General features: G+C 35.9%; 19 protein-coding genes. 17 read left to right on the top strand and 2 right to left on the bottom strand.

The genetic code is table 11. From position 1 onward, the window contains the following. The first annotated feature begins 76 nt into the window (after positions 1–76). Positions 77–811 carry a YebC/PmpR family DNA-binding transcriptional regulator gene (locus tag EKM60_RS09905; RefSeq protein WP_125715019.1) on the top strand — a complete coding sequence of 245 codons (735 nt, stop codon included), beginning with the start codon at positions 77–79 and terminating at the stop codon, positions 809–811. A 99-nt stretch (positions 812–910) separates the two neighbouring features. Here EKM60_RS09905 and EKM60_RS09900 read toward each other — a convergent pair whose 3' ends face one another. Further along, on the bottom strand, positions 911–1372 hold the full coding sequence (locus EKM60_RS09900; protein WP_125715017.1) for an Rrf2 family transcriptional regulator: 462 nt from the start codon (positions 1370–1372) through the stop codon (positions 911–913). Positions 1373–1525: 153 nt separating this feature from the next. Between EKM60_RS09900 and EKM60_RS09895 the strand changes: the two genes are divergently transcribed. The 16 genes from EKM60_RS09895 to tdcB all read left to right on the top strand — a co-directional run bounded on the left by EKM60_RS09895 (position 1526) and on the right by tdcB (position 16049). Then, positions 1526–2371, top strand: a complete 846-nt coding sequence (locus EKM60_RS09895; RefSeq protein ID WP_125715015.1) for an SIR2 family NAD-dependent protein deacylase — start codon at positions 1526–1528, stop codon at positions 2369–2371. Position 2372: 1 nt separating this feature from the next. Further along, complete coding sequence (locus EKM60_RS09890) at positions 2373–3230, top strand: SIR2 family NAD-dependent protein deacylase (RefSeq protein ID WP_125715013.1); 858 nt, start codon at positions 2373–2375, stop codon at positions 3228–3230. A gap of 66 nt (positions 3231–3296) precedes the next feature. Further along, entirely contained in the window at positions 3297–4265 is a 969-nt protein-coding gene (gene comGA, locus EKM60_RS09885; protein ID WP_125715011.1) for a competence type IV pilus ATPase ComGA, read from the top strand. Beyond that, entirely contained in the window at positions 4231–5244 is a 1014-nt protein-coding gene (locus EKM60_RS09880) for a type II secretion system F family protein (protein ID WP_125715008.1), read from the top strand. The genes comGA and EKM60_RS09880 overlap by 35 nt, the downstream gene beginning before the upstream one ends. Beyond that, positions 5244–5531 carry a prepilin-type N-terminal cleavage/methylation domain-containing protein gene (locus EKM60_RS09875; protein WP_125715006.1) on the top strand — a complete coding sequence of 96 codons (288 nt, stop codon included), beginning with the start codon at positions 5244–5246 and terminating at the stop codon, positions 5529–5531. Before EKM60_RS09880 ends, EKM60_RS09875 begins: the two co-directional genes overlap by 1 nt. Further along, complete coding sequence (locus tag EKM60_RS09870) at positions 5506–5952, top strand: type II secretion system protein (protein ID WP_125715004.1); 447 nt, start codon at positions 5506–5508, stop codon at positions 5950–5952. Before EKM60_RS09875 ends, EKM60_RS09870 begins: the two co-directional genes overlap by 26 nt. Further along, positions 5939–6217 (top strand): hypothetical protein, encoded by a 279-nt coding sequence (locus tag EKM60_RS09865; RefSeq protein WP_125715002.1) that lies wholly within the window; start codon positions 5939–5941, stop codon positions 6215–6217. The genes EKM60_RS09870 and EKM60_RS09865 overlap by 14 nt, the downstream gene beginning before the upstream one ends. Continuing rightward, complete coding sequence (locus EKM60_RS09860) at positions 6207–6644, top strand: ComGF family competence protein (RefSeq protein ID WP_125715000.1); 438 nt, start codon at positions 6207–6209, stop codon at positions 6642–6644. Before EKM60_RS09865 ends, EKM60_RS09860 begins: the two co-directional genes overlap by 11 nt. After that, positions 6622–6843, top strand: a complete 222-nt coding sequence (locus tag EKM60_RS09855; protein WP_125714997.1) for a hypothetical protein — start codon at positions 6622–6624, stop codon at positions 6841–6843. The genes EKM60_RS09860 and EKM60_RS09855 overlap by 23 nt, the downstream gene beginning before the upstream one ends. 55 nt (positions 6844–6898) lie before the next feature. Beyond that, positions 6899–7900 carry a class I SAM-dependent methyltransferase gene (locus tag EKM60_RS09850; protein WP_225427047.1) on the top strand — a complete coding sequence of 334 codons (1002 nt, stop codon included), beginning with the start codon at positions 6899–6901 and terminating at the stop codon, positions 7898–7900. Positions 7901–7910: 10 nt separating this feature from the next. Then, entirely contained in the window at positions 7911–9098 is a 1188-nt protein-coding gene (locus EKM60_RS09845) for an acetate/propionate family kinase (protein ID WP_125714993.1), read from the top strand. 147 nt (positions 9099–9245) lie between these two features. Beyond that, positions 9246–10937 carry an oleate hydratase gene (locus EKM60_RS09840; protein ID WP_125714991.1) on the top strand — a complete coding sequence of 564 codons (1692 nt, stop codon included), beginning with the start codon at positions 9246–9248 and terminating at the stop codon, positions 10935–10937. 33 nt (positions 10938–10970) lie between these two features. After that, a complete protein-coding gene (locus tag EKM60_RS09835; RefSeq protein WP_125714989.1) occupies positions 10971–11519 on the top strand; it encodes an STM3941 family protein in 549 nt (182 codons plus the stop codon). Next, the gene (locus tag EKM60_RS09830; protein ID WP_125714988.1) at positions 11519–13279 is read left to right on the top strand and encodes a hypothetical protein; all 1761 of its coding nucleotides are present in this window, start codon (positions 11519–11521) and stop codon (positions 13277–13279) included. Before EKM60_RS09835 ends, EKM60_RS09830 begins: the two co-directional genes overlap by 1 nt. Before the next feature lie 609 nt (positions 13280–13888). After that, complete coding sequence (ald, locus tag EKM60_RS09825; protein ID WP_125714986.1) at positions 13889–15007, top strand: alanine dehydrogenase; 1119 nt, start codon at positions 13889–13891, stop codon at positions 15005–15007. Positions 15008–15020: 13 nt separating this feature from the next. Further along, the gene (gene tdcB / locus EKM60_RS09820) at positions 15021–16049 is read left to right on the top strand and encodes a bifunctional threonine ammonia-lyase/L-serine ammonia-lyase TdcB (protein ID WP_125714983.1); all 1029 of its coding nucleotides are present in this window, start codon (positions 15021–15023) and stop codon (positions 16047–16049) included. 58 nt (positions 16050–16107) lie between these two features. Here the strand turns inward: tdcB and EKM60_RS09815 are convergent. After that, positions 16108–17079: NAD(P)-dependent alcohol dehydrogenase (locus tag EKM60_RS09815; RefSeq protein ID WP_164508383.1), on the bottom strand; the 972-nt coding region annotated here is incomplete at its 5' end.

Raw genomic sequence — 17079 nt, 5'->3', positions numbered from 1 at the left:
GTTAATATTGAAATGACGGGCATATTTTGATATTATGTTACCTGGTTTACAATAAAAGTGGAAGAAGGAAGCAGAAATGTCAGGACATTCAAAATGGCATAACATCCAGGGTAGAAAAAATGCCCAAGATTCTAAGCGTGGAAAGATTTTCCAAAAATTATCACGTGAATTATTCATGGCGGCAAAAGCGGGTGGTGCCGATCCAGACAGTAATGCTGCTCTTCGTTTAATAGTAGATAAAGCTCGTGCAGCTAACATGCCTAAGGACAACATCAAACGTGCCTTAGATAAAGCCGAAGGTGGTAGTGAAGAACACTACGACGAAGTAACATATGAAGGCTACGCTCCAGGTGGAGTTGCAGTTTTGGTTGAAGCATTGACAGATAATAAGAACAGAACAGCTTCTTCAGTACGTGTTGCGTTTACTCGTAACGGAGGTAGCTTGGGTTCAAGCGGTTCAGTTGCTTATATGTTTGACCGTAAAGGATACCTTGTTTTGGATCGTACAAAGAATACTCAAGATGAAGATGAAGTCTTATTAGACATCATGGATCTTGGTGCTGATGATTTACAAACATCAGATGACGCTTTTGAGATCTATACAGATGCTAAAGAGTTTGCCGGTGTACGTGATGGTTTGATTGAAAAGGGTTATGAAATTGCTAACTCAGAATTAACAATGATCCCTCAAAATACAACACCTGTACCAGAAGACAAACAAGAACAATTTGAACACATGATCGATCAACTAGAAGACGACGATGATGTTTCAGAAGTTTATACAGCCGCTGCAGATGATGACGACGAATAATAAATAAACTTTCGACCATAGACAATTTTGTCTATGGTCTTTTTTTTACAAAAAAAAGACAATTTAATTCCAAATTGAGGAATTGAATTGTCATCTTTATTATTTATCAGCAATCAATTGTAAATAATCTGACTTGGGGTTTTCTAATCTTTTTTCGTAATTATCGATTATACTTTGGAGATCGATAGCTGCCATTTGTTTTTCAATGTTTTGCTGGATCACATTGTAATAATCTTTTAGTGACAGCTGAATATTAACTCCAGGTCCACATTCGGGATTTATATTGGTATCCAGTTGTAATAATGGTGCATCGCCCTCGACAGCACGGTAGATGTCCAATAGTGAAATACTTTTAGGATCAATCGCCAGTTTGGGTTGAGGATGACCGGTGACACTCTCGATAATACCAGCCTGTTTAAGTTTACTCATGATTTGGCGGACAAATGAAGGATTTGTCTTGATACTTTCGGCTAAACGAGCGCTGGTCAAATTATGAAATGGATCAGTCGATATTAGGACTAGTGCATGGACGCTATCACTCAATTTGACGGATTTCTTCATAAAACATACCTCCAATTTATCTAATAAATTCAATTATAATTTATTTGCTGTTATTTTTCAATTCACAGCCATTGACAATATGGAACAAACTTGTTAATATCGTGAATATGCACTGATGTTAATTTTAAAATAACAGCAAAGGAATGAAATAAGTTGAATGATGAAGATATAAAACGTATATCAGAAAAGATAAATCAGGCAGATGCTGTAATTGTCACGGCTGCCAATGGTTTTTCAATTTCTGAGGGATTAAATTTATTTGCAAATGATGAAAGCTTTAAGGGAAACTTTGGAGATTTTCAAGCTAAGTACGGTATACAGAATATTTTTCAAGGTATGACCTCTTTATACGCAGATTTGGTTGATGAATGGAAATTCAACAGTCGAATGATAGAAAAATATGTCATTCAATATTCTGGAAGTCCATTGATGAGTGGTTTAAAACGGATTCTTAATCAAAAAAACTATTTTATCATTACTTCAAATACGGAACATCATTTTCACCTAGCTGGTTTTGATCCTAATAAGATTTTTGAATTGGAAGGTAACTTTGCACAAATGCATTGCATGACAGAGAAGAATCCAAAATTCTTTTCAACGATCGAATTAGCTAAAGCTTTTGAAAAAGATGATATTGCAGGAGTTTCCAATGAGGATCTTCTACCTAAATGTGAGAATGATGGGTCACCTATGCGATTAAATATTTCTAGTGAACCTAGTTTTATTCCCAACACAAGTATCCGAAATCATTTGACTGATTTTATTAACGAAAACGCTAATAAAAAAATGCTGGTTTTAGAAATGGGTATTGGTCCACGTAATCAGATGATCAAAGGTCCAATGATGAGTTTAGTTGAGCAATTGCCTGAAATGACATATGTCTCAATTAATAAAGGTGAATTAAATATTCCTGATGATATTAAGTCGAAATCATTTGGAATTGATGGCGACTTAACAGAAGCAATTAATAAAATAGCAACTACAATGGGAGAACTTTAGAATGGATTTTGATGAAGAACAACTACTTGAAAAAATTACTGATGCTGATGCTATTCTTGTTGGCGCTGGCTCGGGTATGTCGGTCGCTGCGGGATTAGATTTTTGGTATCGAAATGATGAGAATGTTTTAGAGCAAATGGGAGATTTTGTAGAAAAGTATGGATTTAATGGTATGTTTAATGGATTTTATACCAGATATCCTGATCAAGAAACTCGCTGGGCCTTTTTAGCCAAGTTGTGCTCAATAATGTTTAATACACCGGCTACCAAGCCTGTTTATGATAATTTAAAAAAGATACTATCAGGTAAAAAATTTCATATTATGACTACTAATGCAGATGAAATGTTTAATCGTTATTTTGATGATGATAAAATCAGTGCTATTCAGGGTGATTGGGGATTTTTTCAAAGTTCCAATACATTAACTGACCAGAATTTATACGATAGTATTCCATATATGAAAAAAATAAAAAATAATATTAACAATATGCAGATACCAACTGAATTGATCCCTAGAAGTAAAGTCAATGGTGCTATTTTAGAGCCTTGGGTACGTTCACAGATCTTCCTTGAAGGTGATAGATATAAAGCAGAATATGACAAAATAAATACCTTTATTAAGGACAATCAGGAGAAGAAACTATTGCTATTGGAATTAGGTGTCGGACGTATGACACCCATGTTTATTCAACAACCATTTTGGAATTTGACATATAATTTACCAAAAGCTTCATACGTTAATATAAATCCTAAGGATGCTATGACCCATCCTAAAATAGAGGATAAGTCATTGGTTATTCATGAAGATATTAATACAGTTTTTGCCGATATTGTTAAAAATTTGCAAGTAAGTAAATAGCATTTAAATCACTAACATTTTTGTTGGTGATTTTTTTTTACGTAATTTTTAGAAAGGAGGTTAGAGATGACAGCAGAAAGTATAGTTCATGGTTTATTGACGGAAGCATGTGGTAATAAGGTGACTGATATTTACTTTTTTCCACATAAGGATCGTTATGCGATTGAAACTCGGAGTAATTTAAGTAAGTCGCTAATGACAGAATTGACGATCGATGAAACTTTGATGGTGATGAATTACTTAAAATTTAACGGTGGTTTAGATATTTCTGAACGTCGTCGTTCACAAAAGGGTTCGTTTAGTTTTTTATATCAACAACAGAAGATCCATATAAGAATTTCATCTGTGGGTGATTTTTTGGATCGAGAATCCTTAGTGGTCAGACTGATTTATCCACAGAATTTTAATTATCAGTTGAATGAGAGTTTGATCGAACAATTGTATCCAATCGCCAAACGAAAAGGGATGATGATTTTTTCTGGGCCAATGGGTTCTGGGAAAACGTCGTTGATGTATGCACTTTGTAAACATTTGAGTGTTGATAAAAAAGTTATGAGCATCGAAGATCCTGTTGAGATAGTTGAGGAAGACTTTTTGCAGTTGCAAGTTAATGAGCAGGCAGAATTGACCTATGAAGAATTGATCAAGACAAGTTTAAGACATCGACCGGAAGTTCTGATAATTGGTGAAATTCGTGATTCCATTACCGCCAAACAGGCTATTCAAGCGGCTCTTTGTGGCTATACGGTCATGACTACTATTCATGGGAAATCTAAATTCTCAGTTATTCAACGATTAAAACAATTTGGAGTAGATGACGACGAAATATTGAATGCTATTAATTTAATTTCCTATCAGAGATTAGTACCGACAATAAATGATATTCAATTATTTACCGATACATTGAATGAATCAGAAATCAGTTTATTTTTAAGGGAACGCAAAATCGATGATAACTGGAGTCGACAGATCAAACATGCCTATCAGAGTGGATATATCAATGCAGAAGTATATCAAGAATATCTTTACGGATAAAAAAATCAGTGATCATCAGCAAGCGGAATATCTATTACTGTTAGGAAAATTGATAGACAATGGCTTCTCCTTAAAACAGTCGATCAATTGTTTGAGTTTATTACGATCCAAACAAAAAGTTTTTTCCTATATATACAAAGATCTTCAAAATGGGGAGATGATTTCTTACTCATTGCGTCATTTGAATTTACCAGCGGCAATTTATAATCAACTGATCATTGCCCAAACTAACGGCAGTTTGCAGAAAATCTTAATTCAGAGTGGAATTCTGTTACAGACGAAGGCTAAGCAAAAAAGCAAGTTGAAAGAGTTAATGGCCTATCCTTGCTTTATATTGGGATTCTTATTCGTCATGTTGTTAGGAATGAAGCTGTTTATTGTTCCTCAGTTAGGTATGAGTACAGAAACTAAGTATATTGATTTATTTTTGAAAATATTTTTTGGATCAGTAATATTTGGAATCGTAGGAATAATAATTTATTGCAGTTATTTGAAGAGAATATCTGAATATCAGTGTGCAAAGCGATTGATTAAATTGCCAATAGTCGGAAAAGTATATTTGAATTTTTATCAGTTTATTGTTTTGCAGGGATTAGGATTACAAGTTTCTAGTGGATTGAATTTGAAAGAAATTTGTTCGATCAATGGTGGTTTTACTAGGGGATCATTGCAAGAAGTATTATCCAGAAAAGTTCAGTATGATCTGCGACAAGGCAGTTCATTAAATAAATTGATCGATAGTGAAGCTTTTTTACCAAGTGAACTAAAGGCCGTCATGAAATTAGGCGGCGGGAAAAAGGAACTAGCTCAAGATTTAATACTCATGTCAGAGTTGAAATTTGAAGAAACTCAAAAATCTTTGAAGAGAATATTGAATCTGGTTCAACCGCTCATGTTTGGAATCATTGCTCTAATAATAATTGCGACCTATTTAATGGTCTTACTTCCAGTTTATGGAATGATGAAAGGGATGTCTTAATGAATAAATTGAAGAAGAAAACTAGAGAAGCTTTTACACTAATTGAAATGGTAATCGTGCTGTTTATAATTTCACTATTGTTGTTATTGATCGTACCGAATCTTGCTAATCAGAAATCTAATGCAGTGGATAAAACGGATGAGGCATTTAGAACTACATTGCAGGCACAGGTTGATATTGCAGATACGAAAGTTACTGATCTTAAAGATTTGAAATTGAAAGGTAGGCAGGCAGAAAGAGCTGAGAAATTTAGCATAAAGGATGGCGAAGTTGTTAAGAATCCATAGACTTGGTTTTACACTAGTCGAATCAGTCATAGCTTTAGCGATTTTTTGTTCAATAATCTTCGCTACCAGCTTAGGTGTTAAGAATTACCAAGCCAGGGTAGACGAAAAGCAATCTATGCAGCAGTTCAAGAATGTCTTTAAAAATACTTTGGATGAAGCATTTTTGACTAAACGAGACTACAATGTTGCTCTTAAAAAAGAAGAACATTCAGCTCTTTTCAAATCAAATGATACTGATTCATATAAGGTTTTAGTGAAGTTTCCTGATACCGTAAATTATATTCAAAGCAACTCAACCATTCAGATCAGAAGAAACGGCTTGATAAAACCTCAAACGATCAGATTCCATTCAGATTTGACGAATATAAATTATGTTTATGTGGTTCAGATGAATTGGGGTGAAATAATTGATAAAACGTGATGGTTTTGTTCTTGCAGAATCAGTTGTTTCTTTGTTTATTACATTGTTAGTCGCAACTACCTTAACAATTTGTCTAGGAGAAGAATATAAGCAAATAAGTCTTTGGGAACAGAGAATCAATGCTCACAAATTGATGCTGATAAACCTTAATAGCAATCAAACAGTTTCTGAACAGACTGTGAAAAATCAAAAATATTTCTTTGATAAGAATGAAAACTCCTTGAAAGTCCAATCTAATAAAGAGGTGTTTAAAGTTGAATGGTAGACGCTCTGGCATGGTATTAGCGGAAACCTTAATAGCATTGTTGGTTACCATTATGGTATTGGGAGTTTTGCAACAAACTTTGAAAATTATCAAAAACGTTCCGGATAATTTGAATGCTGAACAAGTTCGTTGGCATATGACTAATGAATATATTCAAGAAAATTTTGGAGACGAAAAAATAAAGACATCGAAACCAACCAGAGTGAGTTTCTATAGTAGTGATGGTTCTGGATCTTCTCATGTCTTGGAATTTTATAAAGATATGCTACGAACCAGAACAGAACAAGGTGGACACGTTCCATTAGTGATGAATCTAAATAACTGTACGTTCAAAGTTAAAAAAGATTTGATAATTATCAGGATGACAGACAAGAAAAATCGAGTTTCGGAGATGTATTTAACTAATGATCAACAAAATCTTAACTAGAAATAGTCCGGCTTCAGTTCTATTAACAACCTTGTTAGTTTTGGGTGTTTCTATTATGACTATCGGCTTCGGTAATGCCTATTTTAAAAATCAGATTCATAATTATCAGCGGCTAGATAATTTTTATAAACAAAAGATTGTGCAAAAGGTTGATAAAACAGATACAATAAGGTTCTCGGAATATAACATGGTTGAATAAATGTTGCCGCAACATTAGAATATTAATGTTATTTTTAAAAGAACTGGAGATAAAAATGCAAACTTATTACGATAAATTAAGTCAAGCTGTTACTTTGTTACAAAAGGCGCTAAAGACAAGCTATACTGACGCATTAGCTGAGGCACTAACTGATTTAGCTAATGGTGAGGTTTACGTAGAAAATGGTGCCCCAGATCAAGATACTGTGGACAAGTTAAAAGTAATTTATGACGAACTAAAAGAAATTGATATATCGAGAGCTGAACTAAAACAAGCTATCACGGTCAATATTATTAGTTCTCAAAAATTAGATAAAACTGAAGTTAATAAATTAGTAACTCCAGATACTATTGGATTGATCACTAGTCTGATTGCTTATGAAATTCTGAGTGCTCAGAATAAGAAAGACTTCAATCTAGTTGATCCTACGATCGGGACAGGTAATTTATTGATTGAATTTGTAAATCAATTAAAGATGGCCGGTGACTTTAAGATCAATTTGGCTGGAATAGACAATGATGATATTTCTTTAGGATTGGCTAAAGCCTTTACTGAGGTCATGAATCTGAATCTATCAGCTTATCATCAAGATGGAATCGCTGAATGGGAGTTTACGGACGTTGACATGGCGATTGCCGATCTTCCAGTTGGATATTACCCAATAGATGAAAACGCCTCCAAATTTGAAACTAGAGCCGATAAGGGCCATTCATATGCTCATCATCTACTTATTGAACAGACAATGAACAATTTAAATGAAAACGGTATCGGAATCTTTATCGTTCCTTCACAAATTTTCCAAACAGACCAAGCCAAAAAATTATCACAATGGATGGTCTCAAACGTCTATTTACAGGCGGTTCTAGACTTGCCGGGTAATTTGTTTGCTTCAAAGGAAGCACAAAAAGCTGTAGTAATCTTACAAAAACATGGTACAAAAGCTCAACAATCTGCTAAGGTTTTAATGGGTACTATTCCGAATACAAATGATCCGAAGCTATTTGAAGGCTTTAAAAATCAAGTTCAGGATTGGGCCAAAAAAACTTTTAAAGGTTAGGTGAAAAGATATGTCCAAAATAATTGCAGTTAACTCAGGAAGTTCAACCCTGAAGTGGAAGCTGTATGATTTACCAGAAGAAACTGTTGTTGCTAAAGGTATGGTTGACCGTCTAGGTTTGTCAGACTCTGTCTTTGAAGTAAAGTACAATGGCGAGAAATTTAGTGAAACTGGCGATATTCCTGATCATATAACTGCTGTTAACAAGATGTTAAAGAAACTTATCGAAATGAATATCATTTCTGATTACAGTGAGATCACTGGTGTTGGTCACCGTGTTGTTGCTGGTGGTTCTGTCTTTAAAGATTCTACAGTAGTAACTCCAGAAGTTATCGAACAAATCAAAAAATTGGCAGAATTTGCACCATTACATAATCCTGGCCAAGCTGCTGGTATGGAAGCATTTGAGAAAATTTTACCAGATGTTCCTCAAGTAGCCGTATTTGATACTTCATTCCATCAATCAATGGATCCAGTAAATTACCTATACAGTGTTCCTTATGAATACTATGAAAAATATGGTGTACGTAAATTTGGTGCACATGGTACAAGTCACAGATATGTTTCTGGTGCCGCAGCTAAATTCTTGGACAAACCACTAAAAGATTTGAAGATGATCTCACTTCACTTGGGTAGCGGTGCTTCGATCGATGCTATTGACGGTGGAAAATCTGTTGATACATCAATGGGATTCACACCTTTAGCTGGTATCACGATGAGTACACGTTCAGGTGATATTGACCCATCATTGATGGCTTACTTGATGCAAAAATTAAAAATCACTGATCCACAAGATATGATCAATATCTTAAATGAAAAGTCTGGACTCCTTGGTATTTCAGGCGTTTCACCAGATATGCGTGATTTGATCGCTACTAAAGATGAAAACAAACGTTCAAAATTAGCAATCGATATCTTTGTAAATCGTATCGTTAAGTATGTTGGTTCATACATGGCTTTACTTGGTGGTACAGATGTAATTATCTTTACAGCCGGAATGGGCTTTGCTAATCCATGGATTCGTCAAATTATCTCAGAAAAATTTGCTTACATGGGTATTAAGATCGATAAAAATGCTAACGAAAATGGAAAAGGTTTGCGTAAGATCAGTACAGATGATTCAAGTGTTACAGTCTTAGCAATTCCAACGGATGAGGAATTGATGATCGTTCGTGATGTTGTTAGATTAACAAAATAATTAAAGTAGGAGACCTTGCAGATGCAAGTGTCTCTTTTTTTGTCAAATTTCAGAATTAAATTTTAGGACTTTTATGTTTTAAAATTTAGTGAGTGTAAACCTTTACATTGACTCTATAAATGGAATATATTTAAGTCGAGTATTAGAATGGAGGGCAATATTATGACACGAAAAGCTTATATGATCGGTACCGGAATTGGTAATCTTGCTGCTGGAATTTATTTGATCCGTGATGGTGGATTCAAAGGTGAACAAATTACCATGATGGGTCTTGAAAAGCATGGTGCAAATGATGGTGACACCGTTGAGGCCTATGAGAATGAGTATAGTAATCAAGCACTTTCGAATAATAAAGGTTTCCTAGCTAAAGGTGGACGGATGCTCAATGAAGAGACATACGAAAACCTTTGGGATCTTTTAAGATCAGTTCCTTCACTGGATAATCCTGGACAAACCGTAACTGATGATATTCTAAACTTTGATCATGCCCATCCAACACATGATGTTGGACGTTTGATCGACCACAATGGACCAAGAATCCATGGCGACAAGAATGATTACAGACACATGCAATTTAACAACAAAGATCGTTTCTTGCTTTCAAAATTAATGCTTTCTCCGGAAAAAGATGAAGAAAAATTAAATAACGTCAGCATTGCTGAATACTTTGCTAGCAGTCCACACTTCTTTACGACTAATTTTTGGTCAATGTGGCAGACAACATTTGCTTTTAAACGCGCTAGTTCAGCTATGGAATTACGTCGTTATATGAATCGAATGATTCTTGAATTCAGTCGTATCAACACTTTGGAAGGTGTTACTAGAACACCATATAATCAGTATGAAAGTATCATTTTGCCAATGCGCAAGTATCTTGAGGATAGAGGAGTAACTTTTATCAACAATCGTAAAGTAGTTGATCTTGAATTTAAGGACACTCCATTGCAAGATGACATTGTTGTTACTGGTATTAAATATGAACAAGTTGACAACGATAATGAAACCGGTGAAATTACAGTTTATGAGAATGATTTAGTCTTTGATACTAATGGCTCAGTTACCGATAGTTCATCAATGGGGGATTTCAATACACCGGTTAAAGAAAATATGGAATATGCTCCAAGTGCCGCTCTTTGGAAAAAAGCCGCCGAAAAATTTTATTCACTAGGTAATCCTGATAAATTCTTTAATGATCGTACACAAAGTGAGTGGATGAGCTTTACTGTTACAACAAACAATCATTACTTATTAAATGAAATTTGCCGTATTACTGAACAAGAACCAGGTAATGCTTTGAACACTTGGATCGAAAGTACACCATTGATGTCGATCGTTGTACATCATCAGCCACATTTCAAAGCTCAAAAGCCTAATGAATCAGTTTTCTGGGGTTACTTTATGTATCCAAGAAGAAATGGTGACTATGTACAAAAACCAATCATTGAGATGACTGGTGAAGAAATGCTTGAAGAATTCTTGGGTCATTTAGCAGCTGTTGATCCATCAAAAGACAATATTAGAAACCATAAACAGGAAGTCATGGACAGTATTGTCAATGTGATCCCAGTTCACTTGCCATATGCCAGTGCATTGTTCAACCAGAGAGCTGTCGGTGACAGACCTGACGTTGTGCCAAAGCATAGTAAGAACTTGGCCTTTATCAGCCAATTCTGTGAAATGCCATTTGATATGGTCTTTACAGAACAATATTCATTCCGTGCTGCTCAAAGAGCCGTCTATACATTCTTAGGCATCCCATTATCAGAAATGACGAAGATGCATCATTATGAGAAAGATCCCAAAGTTATGGCTAGAGCAACTAAGACAATGTTTAGATAAAACTTAATTAATAGATAAAGAAGTTGGATCCTAATGGATTCAGCTTCTTTTTTGCTATACTTAGACCATATTGAAATTATCATGGGGGAATTTAAAGTGAATGAGGTCTATAAAATAAATGGTTCGAGAATTTCATTTATACTTTTAGCAACGTTGGGGGAAGGATTTTTAGTTGGAGGTAGTGTCTTTTTTCTTCAGGATGAACCGGAGTTTTCTATTATTTGGTGGTTTGCAATTATATTTTTTGGATCTGTTTGGCCTTTTTTAATTTTTAAAAGTTTTTCACCTTGTATTATGAAGATCGGTCCTAAAGGTGTATATGATTGTTCTACGCTGTTTGCAGGACGTAAATGGATCAGTTGGGACAATATAAAAAGCTATAGTTTTGATGACTATTTAGATGTTTCGATGATTTTTATCAGTGTAAAAGATAAAAATTCTGTTAATAAAATATTACAAAAATTGAATAAAAGCTTTGGTGGGGACTTTATAATCAATGTTCAACAGGCGACAGATGCTGATAAGAAAAAAGTATCTCAATTATTTGAAAGTTACTATAAAGAGTATGGAGGGAACAACTAATGTTAGGACTTTTTCTGTTACTAACACTTGAATTTACGGCATTTTCTTTTGTGCCATTCGTAATAGCGTTATTAAGAAATCCGCATAAACTGGGGATTCAGACGCATATTTTCATTCAAGTGGCAATATTTTTAATAGGATTATTTATGGTTTACTTTACAGGACCAGACCAAACTTGGAAGATGATCTTACAAGCTAATCTAGTAGTTTTGGCCATAGCGTCAGGATTACATGGCGCCGTTTTAGCAATATCTAAACGTGAATTAAAGAAGATAGAGAGCAATTTTCTATTAACGATGGTTGGTTCACTGGTCGCCTTGGGAATTGTTATTTTAGTGATCATTGCATCCGGATATGCAACTACTAAGTCGGTCGCAAAGATAACTGATGTAACCGAAAATACAACTACTAAAAATGCACCAATGCCTTTGATCAATTCAAAGAGTAAAGAAGTACCAGTTGTTAACTCGTACAAAACTGTCCGTAATCAAATGCAGAACTCATTATCAAATGTGCCAGATTCTAATGTCTACTCATTGAATCACGCCCGAGTACAGTTTTATCACGGTAAATTAGTTTATATTGCACCACTAGATTTTGATGGATCATTTTTCAGATATAATCATTACAAGAAAGTTCCGGGGTATTTCATAGTTGACGCTACGTCAAAGAATTCTAAACCGAAATTCGTTAAGAAAAGTATGAGATATACTCCATCAGCCTATTTTGGTCATGACGCATCGCGTAAAATATATGCATCGATCACAGGAAGAGGATTAGTTCTTTCAGGAAGTGCACCACAACTTGAAATCAATGAGTCCGGCCATCCATATTATGTTCAAACGTTATATAAACAATATGGACTTTCAACACGAAAGAATTATCGTAAGATCTATGTGGCTGTTTTGGATTCAGTTACTGGTAAGGTAAAAGTTTATAAACAAGGTGACGAACCTAAATGGATCGATGTTACCTTTGATCCTAATATTGCCAGTGACAAAATCTATTCGTATGCCGCTGAAAGAAATGGTTGGTGGAATGCTCATGGATTCGGTGGTTCAAGACTAGGAGTTATGAAGTCTGTTGAAAAAGTCGGAACAGAGGGACGTGATGATGTCTTTACACCGATTGCTTATAAGAATGACATCTATTACTTCACCTCAATGACAAGTAACAACAGTAAGCAAACTTCAGTGTTAGGTTACATGTATGTCAATGCTAAAACAGGTAAGACTTATTATTATCGTGAAGAAGCTGATGCTATGACGCCTAACCGAGCTGACAGTTTGGCCGAGAATCGTATGAAGCAGACACAGTGGAAAGCTAATATGCCACTGTTGTATCGAATTGACGGGAAGCCTACTTGGGTTGTTTCAATGATTGATGATAATGGGGCTTTCATGTCTTACGTTTATCTTTTAGCTAATGGTAATGGAACTCAAGATACTGTTGCAGTTGGAACTGACGCCAAATCTGCTCTTCAAAAGTATCGTAATTTGTTTAATTCCAATACTGATACGGCTAGTTCATCACATTCTGGAAAGAAACAGAATTTCAGTGGAACAGTCAACCGTGTGGTCAAAGTAAATAATAGTGAAGTCGCCTTCTTGCTGAATGACAATAAGAATGTTTTCTATGCTTCGATCAAGAATTATCCACGTAATATGTTTATTCAAAATGGTGATGAGATTAGTTTTTCTGGTTATTTAGATGGGAAAACTGTCATTGTTGATAAGGGTATAACTAATAAAAATCTGTAGTAAGTAATATTTCGTCTCCAGAGATGGAAAATATTTTTCTGTCTGTGCGGAACGGTTCCAGCCTTGGTCTGGAACCTCGGTTTGAAGCCTCGCTTCGCAAGTCTTTAAACTCGCCCGGTGGTGTAAGAACGAGAAAATCACTCGTCCTAACGCCACTGTCACTGCCAGTAAATATTTTCCATCTCTTCCGACTAGATTCATAAAAATGGTATTAAACAAAGGGGCTGTCTCTAACTTCATAATTGAAGTTAGGAACGGCTCCTTTTATGTTCTATTAGAATATACAAGTGTACTAATAAGCTTATCATATCATTGTAAGAATATGATTGTATTTTGAGAATGAACAGTTAATTGAAATCTTGTTTTGATAGTGTTTAACCACAGCAACATGGTTGTATAGTCAAACTGGTACAAATTATAAGAATCTATGAAACTAGAAAATGAAAATAAAAAAATCCTGAAATTTGTTACCACAAGCAATCGACTGGTAGATAAATGTTTCACAATATTTTGCTAATGTAAATGTAAGAAAACACTGAATGTAGTTGTTATATCGGTGTTTTAACGATAAGATTTAGTTGTTAATAATTTCACATAGGAGGCATAAAGATGCAAATAGCTGTTATCAAGGAACAAAAAGAAGGAGAGGGCCGTGTAGCCGCAACTCCCGAGAATGTCCGTAAAATGGTTGATGCCGGAAATGAAGTACTTGTTGAGAATGACGCTGGTATTGGTGCTGGTTTTACTAACGATGAATACGTTGAAGCTGGTGGTAAATTAGTAAGTCATAAAGATGGCTGGGATGCTGATTTGATCATTAAGGTCAAAGAACCAGACGCAGAAGAATATCAATACTTCAAAAAGGGTCAAGTTATTTGGGGCTTCCAACATTTAGCATCTTCAAAACCAACTGTAGAAGCAATGATCAAAGCTGGAACTACTGCTATCGGTGGTGAGACGATTGTTAAAGATGGCAAGCTTGAACTATTAGCACCAATGAGTGCCATTGCCGGACGTCGTTCAGTTATTATGGGTGCTTATTATCTTGAAGCACAACATCAAGGCCAAGGTATTTTATTACCAGGGATCAATGTACCGGGAATCCATCCTGGACGTGTAGTTATCTTTGGTGGTGGTAATGCCGCTACAAATGCCGCTCAATTAGCTTTAGGTATGGGCTGCTCAGTCGTTATCATTGAGTTAAACGACGATCGTATTAAAGATTTGGAAGCAGAATTTAAAGGACAAGACCTTCGTGTTGTTAAATCAAATGAAGAAAACTTGGCTAAAGAAATTCAAGATGCTGATATCTTCATTTCAACAATTCTTATTCCAGGCTCAAAACCACCTAAGTTGGTCAAAGAATATATGATCAAATCAATGAAACCGGGTAGTGTCGTTGTTGACGTTGCTATTGATCAAGGTGGAACCGTTGAAACAATCGACAAACCAACAACGATCGATGATCCAATCTTTGTTAAAGATGGAATTGTTCACTATGCTGTTCCTAATCAACCGGGTGCCGTACCACGTACAGCAACTATGGCTTTAGCAGCTGGTAATATTGATTACTTACTAGAAATTGCTGACAAAGGTATCGACCAAGCAATCAAGACTGATGCCGCACTAGCTTCAGGTGTAAACATCTACGAAGGAAAAGTTACAAATAAAGGTTTAGCAGATTCATTAGATTTACCATATTCAGAGTTATCTGATTCAGTAGAATAATGAGGTGAGTGAAATGCTCAAAGGGATAGATATTGATAACACAGTAAGTATTAGAGATATTCAAGAAGCAAAGGCAATTGTTGGCAAATATGCCCGTAAAACTCCGCTGGTCCAATCAATGTTTCTAAGCAGAAATATTGTCGGTGGTGACATTTTTCTAAAACTTGAAAATATGCAATTAACTGGGTCTTTTAAGTTTAGAGGAGCTAATAACAAGATCAATCATCTAACTGATGAAGAAAAAGCTCGTGGAGTTATTGCTGCATCAGCTGGTAATCATGCTCAAGGTGTCGCTTTAACAGGACATCTGATGGGAATTGATACGACTGTTGTTATGCCTGATGAAGCTCCACAAATGAAGCGTGATGCCACACGTGGATATGGTGCTGAAGTCGATATCCACGGTGCAACATTTGATGACGCACACGCATGGATGTACGAGAGAGCTGAAAAGGAAGGCAAGACGATCGTTGATCCATTTAATGACAAGTACGTTATTGCTGGTCAAGGGACGATCGGATTAGAGATCCTTGATGATCTGTGGGATGTGGATACGGTTATCATTCCTGTTGGCGGAGGTGGATTGATTTCTGGTATGGCTGTCGCTTTGAAATCATTTAATCCTTCGATACATATTGTCGGTGTACAATCTGAAAACGTACATGGCATGTACTCATCATATAAAGCAGGGCATATCACTTCACATCACGATGATTTTACATTGGCTGATGGAACAGATGTTACTACTCCAGGTGATATTACTTTCCCAATTGTCAGTGAATTAGTTGATGAAATCGTTCTTGTCAATGAAGAAGAGATCGCTACAGCAATGAAGGATCTACTTCAAAGAACTAAAGTGGTCGCTGAAGGGGCAGGAGCATTACCTGTTGCCGCATTGGAATCACATAAGATCGATGATAGATGGCTAAAAGGTAAGAAGACTGTTGCTATGGTATCTGGTGGTAACGTTGACTTAGCACGTGTTTCAAATATTATTGATCATTTCTTCACACCTGTAAAAGCAGATGGTGGAATTGGATAAAATAGGATAAAAAAGGCTAACATCCAAACGGATGTTAGCCTTTTTACATAGGGTGAAATTATTCACCTGGTTTGTAATCTTTATCAATGATCAAGATAGGTTTGATTGTCTTACCACTTACTGAATCTGCGTCAGCTTCATTGATTTGGTCGAAGTCATAGAACTTCTCTGTCAAATCAAATGGGAAGACACCTAATTTATAAAATTCGATCAAACGAGGAATATCAACTTGAGGAATTGAATCTCCCATGTTTACTCCGACGATCTTCTTGTCGTCAACACATAGGTCATTCCATGTACTGATATCAATGTTGTGCGGTGTAACAGCGATTGTAGCTGTAGTACCACCTTGTGTCAAAGCAGCGATAGAATCTGTCATAACTTTAGTTACACCAGTTGTATCAACAGCCCAGTCAACACCAACACCTGTGATCTTCTTGATTGCTTCAACAGCATCTTCTTTAGATGAGTCAACGATATCTGTTGCACCCATCTCTTTTGCCAATTCAAGACGTGAAGGAACAATATCAACGGCGATAACGTGTGTACATCCAGAAATCTTACCAGCCATCATGGCAGCAAGACCAACAGCACCTGTACCAAAGACGGCAATAGTATCACCAGGTTTTGGTTGAAGGGTATTGAAGACAGTACCACTACCAGTTACATAGCCACAGCCCAAAGGTCCAAGTTTTCTAAGGTCAAGTTCCTTAGGAACTTTGACAGCGTTTCTCTTATTGATAACTGTGTGTGTAGTAAATGAAGATTGGTTGAACATGTCAGAAACATGATGACCGTCTTCTGTGAAATGGTCACTTCCATCTGGACGAGTACCAGATAAGTTAGAAGCAGCATATTTACGACATTGTGTAGGTTTACCCTTTAAACAATTGTCACATTCGCCACATGAGTAGAATGACATAATAATGTGATCGCCGACTTTGAAGTTGTCAACATTCTTACCAACTTTTTCAACGATACCAGAACCCTCGTGTCCTAAGACAACAGGGAAGCTGAAGGCTGCATCGCC

This window comes from Companilactobacillus kedongensis, assembly GCF_003946625.1.
Lineage (GTDB): Bacteria > Bacillota > Bacilli > Lactobacillales > Lactobacillaceae > Companilactobacillus > Companilactobacillus kedongensis.
Note: the sequence above shows the minus strand (reverse complement) of the source record. Positions and strands in the feature narration are given on the sequence as shown.

Bases quoted from the DNA above. Each gene is read 5' to 3' on its own strand.
- EKM60_RS09905 (WP_125715019.1), top strand. From the start codon at position 77: ATGTCAGGACATTCAAAATGGCATAACATCCAGGGTAGAAAAAATGCC.
- EKM60_RS09900 (WP_125715017.1), bottom strand. From the start codon at position 1,372: ATGAAGAAATCCGTCAAATTGAGTGATAGCGTCCATGCACTAGTCCTA.
- EKM60_RS09890 (WP_125715013.1), top strand. From the start codon at position 2,373: ATGGATTTTGATGAAGAACAACTACTTGAAAAAATTACTGATGCTGAT.
- comGA (WP_125715011.1), top strand. From the start codon at position 3,297: ATGACAGCAGAAAGTATAGTTCATGGTTTATTGACGGAAGCATGTGGT.
- EKM60_RS09880 (WP_125715008.1), top strand. From the start codon at position 4,231: ATGCAGAAGTATATCAAGAATATCTTTACGGATAAAAAAATCAGTGAT.
- EKM60_RS09875 (WP_125715006.1), top strand. From the start codon at position 5,244: ATGAATAAATTGAAGAAGAAAACTAGAGAAGCTTTTACACTAATTGAA.
- EKM60_RS09870 (WP_125715004.1), top strand. From the start codon at position 5,506: ATGGCGAAGTTGTTAAGAATCCATAGACTTGGTTTTACACTAGTCGAA.
- EKM60_RS09855 (WP_125714997.1), top strand. From the start codon at position 6,622: ATGATCAACAAAATCTTAACTAGAAATAGTCCGGCTTCAGTTCTATTA.
- EKM60_RS09850 (WP_225427047.1), top strand. From the start codon at position 6,899: ATGCAAACTTATTACGATAAATTAAGTCAAGCTGTTACTTTGTTACAA.
- EKM60_RS09845 (WP_125714993.1), top strand. From the start codon at position 7,911: ATGTCCAAAATAATTGCAGTTAACTCAGGAAGTTCAACCCTGAAGTGG.
- EKM60_RS09840 (WP_125714991.1), top strand. From the start codon at position 9,246: ATGGAGGGCAATATTATGACACGAAAAGCTTATATGATCGGTACCGGA.
- EKM60_RS09835 (WP_125714989.1), top strand. From the start codon at position 10,971: ATGGATTCAGCTTCTTTTTTGCTATACTTAGACCATATTGAAATTATC.
- EKM60_RS09830 (WP_125714988.1), top strand. From the start codon at position 11,519: ATGTTAGGACTTTTTCTGTTACTAACACTTGAATTTACGGCATTTTCT.
- ald (WP_125714986.1), top strand. From the start codon at position 13,889: ATGCAAATAGCTGTTATCAAGGAACAAAAAGAAGGAGAGGGCCGTGTA.
- tdcB (WP_125714983.1), top strand. From the start codon at position 15,021: ATGCTCAAAGGGATAGATATTGATAACACAGTAAGTATTAGAGATATT.